Source organism: Sinomonas sp. G460-2, from assembly GCF_047759905.1.
GTDB lineage: Bacteria > Actinomycetota > Actinomycetes > Actinomycetales > Micrococcaceae > Sinomonas.
The window spans coordinates 1-8,712 of sequence record NZ_JBKZWT010000148.1 but is presented as its reverse complement, the minus strand read 5'-3'; the positions used below and the strand labels follow the sequence as shown (position 1 = coordinate 8,712).

General features: G+C 70.5%; 10 protein-coding genes and 1 pseudogene. 10 read left to right on the top strand and 1 reads right to left on the bottom strand.

Features of this window, described 5'->3' with window-relative positions:
* From ACLN58_RS13765 to nusB, 7 genes and pseudogenes are all read left to right on the top strand, one after another.
* Nucleotides 1–207: pseudogene (locus ACLN58_RS13765) on the top strand (shikimate dehydrogenase); the annotation flags it as partial.
* Between the two features lie 26 nt (nt 208–233).
* Nucleotides 234–1,433 (top strand): chorismate synthase, encoded by a 1,200-nt coding sequence (gene aroC, locus ACLN58_RS13760; protein WP_415855828.1) that lies wholly within the window; start codon nt 234–236, stop codon nt 1,431–1,433.
* Nucleotides 1,430–1,987 (top strand): shikimate kinase, encoded by a 558-nt coding sequence (locus ACLN58_RS13755; protein ID WP_415855827.1) that lies wholly within the window; start codon nt 1,430–1,432, stop codon nt 1,985–1,987. The genes aroC and ACLN58_RS13755 overlap by 4 nt, the downstream gene beginning before the upstream one ends.
* Nucleotides 1,984–3,099 carry a 3-dehydroquinate synthase gene (gene aroB / locus ACLN58_RS13750; protein WP_415855826.1) on the top strand — a complete coding sequence of 372 codons (1,116 nt, stop codon included), beginning with the start codon at nt 1,984–1,986 and terminating at the stop codon, nt 3,097–3,099. The genes ACLN58_RS13755 and aroB overlap by 4 nt, the downstream gene beginning before the upstream one ends.
* Nucleotides 3,096–3,605 carry a tetratricopeptide repeat protein gene (locus ACLN58_RS13745; RefSeq protein WP_415855825.1) on the top strand — a complete coding sequence of 170 codons (510 nt, stop codon included), beginning with the start codon at nt 3,096–3,098 and terminating at the stop codon, nt 3,603–3,605. The genes aroB and ACLN58_RS13745 overlap by 4 nt, the downstream gene beginning before the upstream one ends.
* 129 nt (nt 3,606–3,734) lie before the next feature.
* On the top strand, nt 3,735–4,298 hold the full coding sequence (gene efp, locus ACLN58_RS13740; protein WP_415855824.1) for an elongation factor P: 564 nt from the start codon (nt 3,735–3,737) through the stop codon (nt 4,296–4,298).
* The gene (gene nusB / locus ACLN58_RS13735) at nt 4,298–4,708 is read left to right on the top strand and encodes a transcription antitermination factor NusB (protein WP_415855823.1); all 411 of its coding nucleotides are present in this window, start codon (nt 4,298–4,300) and stop codon (nt 4,706–4,708) included. The genes efp and nusB overlap by 1 nt, the downstream gene beginning before the upstream one ends.
* 41 nt (nt 4,709–4,749) lie before the next feature.
* Here nusB and ACLN58_RS13730 read toward each other — a convergent pair whose 3' ends face one another.
* A complete protein-coding gene (locus ACLN58_RS13730; protein WP_415855822.1) occupies nt 4,750–5,922 on the bottom strand; it encodes a PrsW family intramembrane metalloprotease in 1,173 nt (390 codons plus the stop codon).
* A gap of 119 nt (nt 5,923–6,041) precedes the next feature.
* Between ACLN58_RS13730 and pyrR the strand changes: the two genes are divergently transcribed.
* The 3 genes from pyrR to ACLN58_RS13715 form a co-directional block, all read left to right on the top strand.
* Nucleotides 6,042–6,686 (top strand): bifunctional pyr operon transcriptional regulator/uracil phosphoribosyltransferase PyrR, encoded by a 645-nt coding sequence (gene pyrR / locus ACLN58_RS13725; protein ID WP_415855821.1) that lies wholly within the window; start codon nt 6,042–6,044, stop codon nt 6,684–6,686.
* Entirely contained in the window at nt 6,683–7,654 is a 972-nt protein-coding gene (locus ACLN58_RS13720) for an aspartate carbamoyltransferase catalytic subunit (RefSeq protein ID WP_415855820.1), read from the top strand. The genes pyrR and ACLN58_RS13720 overlap by 4 nt, the downstream gene beginning before the upstream one ends.
* Nucleotides 7,651–8,712, top strand: a 1,062-nt coding sequence (locus tag ACLN58_RS13715) for a dihydroorotase (RefSeq protein WP_415855819.1), incomplete at its 3' end; no start/stop codon positions are given. The genes ACLN58_RS13720 and ACLN58_RS13715, both read left to right, overlap by 4 nt.

Here is an 8,712-nt window from a genome sequence, read left to right as displayed (position 1 = left end):
CTGCTTGACGCCGCCTACGACCCGTGGCCGAGCGCCCTCGCGGCAGCGTGGGCAGGCCGAGGCGGGACCGTTCTGCACGGTCTCGAGATGCTCGTCTACCAGGCGGTCGAACAGATCGTCCTGTTCACGGGCCGAGAGGATGCCCGCACGCGCGAAGTCATAGATGTGATGTGCGACTCAGTCGGGCTCCCGCGGCGCACGAGGTAGACCGCCTACGTGGCAGGATGGATGGCATGTTGCGTTGGTTGACCGCCGGGGAGTCGCATGGTCCGGCACTCGTGGGCATTGTCGAGGGGCTTCCGGCTGGCGTCGAGCTGAACAGCGAGGACGTGCGGCGCGCGCTCGCGCGTCGTCGCCTCGGCTATGGCCGCGGCGCTCGGATGAAGTTCGAGCAGGACGAGGTGACGCTCGTGGGGGGCGTGCGCCACGGCCTCACGCAGGGCGGCCCCGTCGCGATCCAGGTCGGCAACACCGAGTGGCCCAAGTGGGAGCAGGTCATGTCGGCCGACCCCATCGAGGCCGCCGAGCTCGATGGCCTCGCGCGCAACGCCCCGCTCACGCGGCCGCGTCCAGGCCACGCCGACTTCACGGGCATGCAGAAGTACGGCTTTGACGAGGCGCGCCCGGTCCTCGAGCGGGCGTCGGCGCGCGAGACGGCCGCGCGCGTGGCGCTCGGCACCGTCGCCTCGAACTTCCTGCGCCAGCTCGGCATCGAGCTCGTGAGCCACACGACCCAGATCGCAGGCGTCGCATCCCCCGAGGACGCCCCGCTTCCGCTGCCCTCAGACGTCGACGCGCTCGACGCCGATCCGCTGCGATGCTTCGACCCCGAGACGTCCGCGGCGATGGTCGCGGAGGTCGATGCCGCCCACAAGGAGGGCGAGACGCTCGGCGGCGTCGTCGAGGTCCTCGCCTACGGCCTTCCCCCCGGACTCGGGAGCTACGTGCACTGGGACCGCCGGCTCGACGCGCGCCTCGCGGGCGCGCTCATGGGCATTCAGGCCATCAAAGGCGTCGAGGTCGGGGACGGCTTCCGCACGGCTGCGCGCCGCGGCTCGCAGGCTCACGATGAGATCGTCCGCGACCCGTCCGGCAAGATCGTGCGGACCTCCAACCGCGCTGGCGGGATCGAGGGCGGCATGAGCATCGGAGACGTGCTGCGAGTCCGCGCCGCCATGAAGCCCATTGCGACGGTTCCGCGGGCGCTCGGCACGATCGACATCGCAACCGGCGAGGCCGCGAAGGCCCACCACCAGCGCTCGGACGTGTGTGCCGTGCCCGCGGCGGGCGTCGTGGCTGAGGCGATGGTCGCGCTCGTGCTCGCGCAGGCCGTGCTCGAGAAGTTCGGCGGCGACTCCGTGGCGGAGACGAAGCGGAACCTTGACGCGTTCCTCGAGTGCATTCCGGCGGCCATGGACTCGGTCGCGCGATGACCCCTTCCGTACCGCGCCTCGGCCCGGGGCGCGCGGTGGTCCTCATGGGCCCCATGGCCTCCGGCAAGTCCTCGGTCGGCGCCGCTCTGGCACGGCTGCTGGGTGCGGAGTTCGTCGACACCGACGTGCGGGTGGTCTCCGAGCACGGGCCGATCCCTGACATCTTCGCCGCCCAGGGCGAGGAGGGGTTCCGTGCCCTCGAGGCTCAGGCCGTCGCGACCGCGCTGGCTGAGGATCATCCCGGCGGACTCGTGCTCGCGCTCGGGGGCGGCGCCGTGCTGCGCGACGACACGCGCGAACTGCTCTCAGGGAACGACGTCGTGTACCTTGAGGTGCGCTGGGAAGACGTCGCGCCCCGCCTCGTGGGCAGCGAGGACCGTCCGCTCCTCCACGGGGAGGCCGAGCGGAGCTGGAGGGAACTCATGGAGCGGCGTCGGCCCGTGTACGAATCGGTGGCCACGCTGCGCATCTCCGCGGGCGGCGGCACCGCGGAAGAGGTGGCCCGCGCCGTCGCGGGCCGGCTGACACTTCAGCGCAAAGGAGCTGACGCGTGAGCGTCGACAGTGAATCAAGGCCCGAGGGCAATGCAACGGTCATCAAGGTCACGGGGGCCCAGCCGAACGAGAACTACGACGTCGTGGTGGGCCGTGGGCTGCTGACGCGCCTCGGCCCGATTCTCGGGGAGCGCGTCAAGCGCGTCCTCGTGATCCATCCCCGCGCCCTCAGGGCCACGGGCGACGCTGTGCGCGACTCCCTCGCCGCGGACGGGTTTACCGCCCTCACGGCCGAGATCCCGGACGCGGAAGAGGGCAAGCACATCCAGGTCGCCGCGTTCTGCTGGCAGGTCCTGGGCCAGAACGACTTCACCCGCTCCGACGCGATCGTGTCCGTGGGCGGGGGAGCGGTGACCGACGTCGCCGGCTTCGTCGCGGCCACGTGGCTCCGCGGCGTCCGGGTCGTGCACCTCCCCACGAGCCTCCTCGGCATGGTCGACGCAGCCGTGGGCGGCAAGACAGGCATCAACACCGCCGAAGGCAAGAACCTCGTCGGCGCCTTCCACCCTCCTGCGGCCGTGCTCGCGGACCTCGACGCGCTCGCGACGTTGCCGCGCAACGAGCTCGTCTCGGGCCTCGCCGAGGTGGTCAAGTGCGGGTTCATCGCCGACCCCGAGATCCTCGACCTCGTGGAGCGGGACACGGACGGCGCGACGGACGCGAGCTCGGACACGGTCCGCGAACTCATCGAGCGCGCCATCGCGGTCAAGGCGGACGTCGTCTCGACCGACCTCAAGGAGAGCGGCCGGCGCGAGATCCTGAACTACGGGCACACGCTCGGGCACGCGATCGAGCTCGCGGAGCGCTACCAATGGCGTCACGGCGCGGCGGTGAGCGTCGGCATGATGTTCGCCGCCGAGCTCGCGCGCAGCGTGGGCCGGCTCGACGACGCGGTCGCGGACCGGCATCGGCACGTCCTTGAGCTTCTCGGACTCCCGACTTCGTACCGGGGCGACCGCTGGCAGGCCCTCCTGGATGGCATGAGGCGCGACAAGAAGTCGCGCGGTGATCTCCTGCGCTTCGTGGTGCTCGACGGCGTCGCGAAGCCAGGGATCCTCGAGGTCCCGGACACGTCGCTGCTCTTTGCCGCGTACCAGGAGATCGCCTCATGATGATCGACCGCCGCGAGTGGCCGGACGCCGGCTTCCCGGGAATCGCCGTCGATCCTGAGACGCTCAACGCCGTCGTCGTCGACGAAGAGCGCTGCCAAGCCGCACTCGAGACGAGCGGCTCCCTTGAGGACCGCGCGGTCGTCGAGCTCGCGCGCGGGAACGTCAACGAGGCCGCCGAGCTCATCGTCGAGGCCCGGTATCGCGACCCCGAGTCGTTCCAGCTCAAGGTGCTCGAGCTCGACGTCCTCCGGCTCGGGAACCGCAACGACCGCGCGCTCGAGCGTGCGCGGCAGATCCTCGCGGAGGTCAAAGGCACTCCGCGCGAGGCGATGGTCCACCAGTACCTCGGCAAGATCCAGTTCTCGCGCGGCCAGTTCGCCGCGGCTGAGGACGCGTTCACGAAGGCCCTCGAGCTGCGCGTCGCGGCGTCGGCAGACGCGAGTCTCATCTACTCGAGCACGGTCGCCCTCGGGCGCGCCCGCGAGGAGCGCTTCGGCGGTTCCTGAGCCGCACGGCCGCCCACGCTATGCGGGCAGCGCCGACCGGGCTGTTCGCACAGGTAGAATGGTCCCCGGATTTCCGCGTGCGCCCTCCTCGAGGTGCCGTGACCGCGGCAGGTGATAAGAGAGGGATACGTGGCTACGACCAACGACATCAAGAACGGGACCGTCCTCAACCTCGACGGACAGCTGTGGAACGTCATCGAGTTCCAGCACGTCAAGCCGGGCAAGGGCGGCGCGTTCGTCCGTACGAAGCTGCGCAACGTCACGTCGGGCAAGGTGGTGGACCGCACGTTCAACGCCGGCACGAAGATTGACACGGCGACGGTTGACCGCCGCGACTACCAGTACCTCTACAAGGACGGCTCAGACTTCGTGTTCATGGACACGGAGGACTACGACCAGATCCACATCGCTTCCGAGGCCGTGGGTGACGCCGCGCACTTCATGCTCGAGAACCAGACGGTGCTCATCGCGTTGCACGAGGGCGCGCCGCTCTACATCGAACTTCCTCCGAGCGTTGTCCTCGAGATCACGTACACCGAGCCGGGCCTCCAGGGCGACCGCTCCTCGGCCGGGACCAAGCCCGCGACGCTCGAGACCGGCTACGAGATCCAGGTCCCGCTCTTCGTCGAGACCGGCACCCGGGTCAAGGTCGATACGCGCGAGGGCAACTACCTGGGACGTGTCAACGACTAGTGAGTGCCCGCGGCAAGGCCCGGAGCCGGGCCCTCGACATCCTCTTCGAGGCTGAGCAGCGCTCGGTCGCGCCGTCGGAGGTCATTCAGCGGCGCGTCGAGCGCACGGACCAGCAGATCAACCCCTATACGGAAGAGATCGTGGCCGGCGTCGTCGCGAAGCAGGTCCAGATCGACGAGATCCTCACGACGTACGCGCGCGGCTGGACGCTCGAGCGCATGCCCGCCGTCGACCGCATCATCCTCCGGATCGGCACGTGGGAACTCCTGTTCAACGACGAGGTCCCGGACGGCGTCGCGGTGAGCGAGGCCGTCGCGCTCGCCCGCATCATGTCGACTGACGACTCGCCGGGCTTCGTCAACGGCCTCCTCGGAACCCTCCAGACGCTCAAGCCCACGCTTCTGGCCTGAAGCGAGCACGGCTGAGGCTCACGAAACGCAAGCGGGCCGGTTCAGGGCGCCACGACGGTGGCCCTGAGCCGGCCCGCTTCGCGCAGGAGCACCTGCTCGGCTTGGACATAGCCCGCGAGGTCGCGCCCGCTCACGGCGCGCTGGCGCGTGTAGGCGAGTTCGGTCGCAACGCGGATGAACGCGCGCATCTCGTTGCGCCGCCCGCGCGACGCGGCCCAGCGGAGGCCCGCGGTGCGGCCGCGCGGGGTCGCGAGCATGTCGACCTCGAGCGAGGTGAACCATCCCGCTGCCGCGTATTCCGCGAGGCGCCGGTGGGTGAGCCGCGCGTCGGCCCTTCGCAGGAGGTACACGCCCGAGATCGCCGCGCCGAACAGCGGCACCTCGACGGCCGCGTACACGAGCAGGAACTGATCGCCGCCGCTGTTCCACAGGTGGTGCAGCAGGATGGCCGGGACGAGGCCCACGAAGAACGCCGCGATCCCGAGGCCGGCGTTCCAGCGCCGCGCGGCGAATCCCATGACGGCGCCGAGCGAGCCCGTGAACATCGCGTGGGCGAACGGGGAGAAGATGCCTCGCAGCATGAACATGACCACGAGGGTCGCTGTGGAGCCCGGCCCGCCCGCGTAGGCCCGGCCGAAGTAGAGGATGTTCTCCGTGAACGCGAAGCCCGCCGCGATCGTCATGCCGTAGACCACACCGTCCACGGGGCCGTCGAAGTACTTGCGGGCCGCGAGGAACAGGACCAGGAGGCCAAGGCCCTTCGCGGTCTCCTCGACGAACGGCGCCTCGACCGTCGCGAGGAAGAGCCGCATGTCGTCGGGCCCGCCGTGGCGCGGACCGAAGACCTCCAGAAAGAATGGCTGGACGAGCGTCGTCGTCGCCACCGCGACGACCGCGCCCCACGCGAAGGCGAAGATGAGCAGGCGCGTGGGCTCGGGCTCCCAGCGGTCGACGACGGCGACAGCCCCGAGCACGACGGCGAGCGGAACGAGCGAGAGCACGAACCCGACGGCGAGACCACCGCTTCCGGTGTTCGTGACGAGGAACGGGACGACGAGCAGGAGGCCCGCGAGCACGAGAATGCTGCCCGCGAGCAGGAGGGCCGTGAGGCCAGGGGCGTGGGTTCGGCGCGTCGGGGCCCCCGGAGCGATCCCCGGGGCGTGCGGGGCTGGCTCGGGCCCGGGATCTACGGGAGGCGGCGCTTGGCTCGTCATGGCTCTTAGGCTAGCGGCCGGGCCGGGCGCACCCGGTCCGCCCCTGTGATAGTTTTGAAGGCGGTTCAGCCGTCACATCCTTTTAATTCCGTCCCGTGAGGCGGGGAAAGGGGTCTGCCTTGGCACCAGCTGCCGCAGACAAGGGAACGCCCGGGACCGCCGCTCCGGCGCACGCGCCGTTGGGCCGCGTCGTCCTGAGCGCAGCGGATATCGACCGCGCCCTGACCCGCATTGCGCACGAGATCCTCGAGGCCAACAAGGGTTCGCAGGACATCGTGCTCCTCGGCATTCCGCGCCGGGGATATCCGCTCGCGCTCCGCTTGGCCCACAAGCTCGCGGCCGCCGATTCCGGCGTCGACCCGGACCAGATCGTGGGCCAGCTCGACATCACGATGTTCCGTGACGACCTAGCGCGTCAGCCGACTCGGCCGCCCGCCCGGACGCTCGTTCCGCGGCAGGGAATCGATGACAAGGTCGTGATCCTCGTCGATGACGTGCTGTATTCGGGCCGCACCATCCGCGCCGCACTCGACGCCCTCGTGGACCTCGGGCGTCCGCGGATCGTCCGGCTCGCCGTCCTCGTGGACCGCGGCCACCGTGAGCTGCCCATCCGCGCCGACCACGTGGGCAAGAACCTGCCGACCTCCGCCGCGGAGAAGGTGCGCGTCCGCCTGGCAGAGGTCGACTCAGGTGAAGGCTTCACCGAGGATCACGTCGCGATCGAGGCGCCCGCTGGCGGCACGGATGGAGAGGTATTCGCGTGAAGCACCTGCTCTCGACCCAGGACCTCACGGCCGCAGACGCGATCCAGATCCTCGACACGGCAGAGGAGATGGCCGCGGTCAACGACCGAGAGGTCAAGAAGCTGCCCGCCCTGCGGGGCCGGACGGTGGTGAACCTCTTCTTCGAGGACTCGACGCGCACGCGGATCTCGTTCGAGGCGGCCGCGAAGCGGCTCTCCGCGGACGTCATCAACTTCGCCGCGAAGGGCTCGTCGGTCTCGAAGGGCGAGTCGCTCAAGGACACGGCGCAGACGCTCGAAGCGATCGGCGCGGACGCCGTCGTCATCCGCCACTCGGCATCCGGCGCGCCACACCGCCTCGCGACCACGGACTGGATCGACGCCGCGGTCGTCAACGCGGGTGACGGCACGCACGAGCACCCCACTCAGGCCCTCCTCGACGCGTTCACGCTGAGGCGCCACCTCGCGCGCGTGGCGGGGACGTCGTCGTCCGGGACGGACCTCGCCGGGGCGCGCGTCGTGATCGTGGGGGACATCCTGCACTCGCGCGTCGCGCGTTCGAACGTGTGGCTGCTCACGACGCTCGGCGCGAAGGTCACGCTCGTCGCGCCGCCCACGCTGCTCCCGTTCGGCGTCGAGCACTGGCCGTGCGAGGTGAGCTACGACCTGGACGAGGCCCTCGCGGACGCGCCGGACGCGGTCATGATGCTGCGTGTCCAGGCCGAGCGCATGAACGCCTCGTTCTTCCCCTCGACGGCCGAGTACTCGCGCCTCTGGGGGCTCGGCGACGAACGTTTCGCACGATTCAGCCAGCCGGAGTTCAAGGACACCGTGATCCTGCACCCCGGCCCCATGGTGCGAGGGCTCGAGATCTCCTCGGCCGCGGCCGATTCGGATCGCTCCCAGGTGCTCCGCCAGGTCGCTAACGGCGTGTCCGTGCGCATGGCCGTCCTGTACTTGCTCATGTCTGCGAAGGAGTCTGCGCGATGACCGAAGAAGTGACCGCCCCCGCCTACCTCGTCCGGGGAGCAGCCCTCTACGGCGGCGAACGTGCCGACCTCCTCATCGAGGGCGGCCGGATCGCGGCAGTCGGCACCGCGCTTGACGCGAACGGAGCGACCCTCGTGGACGCGGACGGCCTCGTCGCGCTGCCCGGGCTCGTGGACGTCCACACGCATCTGCGCGAACCCGGCCGCGAGGACGCGGAGACTGTCGAGACCGGCACGCGGGCCGCGGCGCTCGGCGGGTACACTGCCGTGCACGCGATGGCGAACAGCAACCCGGTCGCGGACACGGCGGGCGTCGTCGAGCAGGTCCACAGCCTGGGCCGGCGCGCGGGATGGGTCGACGTGCGCCCGGTCGGCGCGGTCACGGTCGGCCTCGCGGGCGAGCGGCTTGCGGAGCTCGGGGCGATGCATGCCTCAGCTGCCCAGGTTCGGATGTTCTCCGACGACGGGTTCTGCGTCCACGATCCGGTGCTCATGCGGCGGGCGCTCGAATACGTCAAGGCGTTCGACGGCGTCGTGGCCCAGCACGCGCAGGAGCCCCGGCTCACGGCGGGGGCGCAGATGAACGAGGGCGCCGTGTCCGCGGTCCTCGGCCTTCCGGGGTGGCCGGCGGTCGCCGAGGAGAGCATCATCGCGCGCGACGTCCTCCTCGCCGAGCACGTCGGCTCGCGCCTGCACGTGTGCCACGTGTCGACGGCCGGATCGGTCGAGATCATCCGCTGGGCCAAGTCCCGCGGCGTCAACGTCACGGCCGAGGTCACGCCGCACCACCTGTGGCTCACCGACGAGCTCGTGCGCAGCTACGACCCGGTCTACAAGGTCAACCCGCCCCTGCGCACGCTGTCGGACGTCGAGGCCCTCCGCGGCGCCCTCGCCGACGGCACGATCGACGTGGTCGGCACCGACCATGCGCCGCACCCGAGCGAGCACAAGGAGTGCGAGTGGGCGCAGGCCGCGATGGGGATGACGGGCCTTGAGACCGCGCTCTCGGTCGTGCAGCACGCGATGGTCGAGACGGGGCTCCTCGACTGGCGCGGCGTG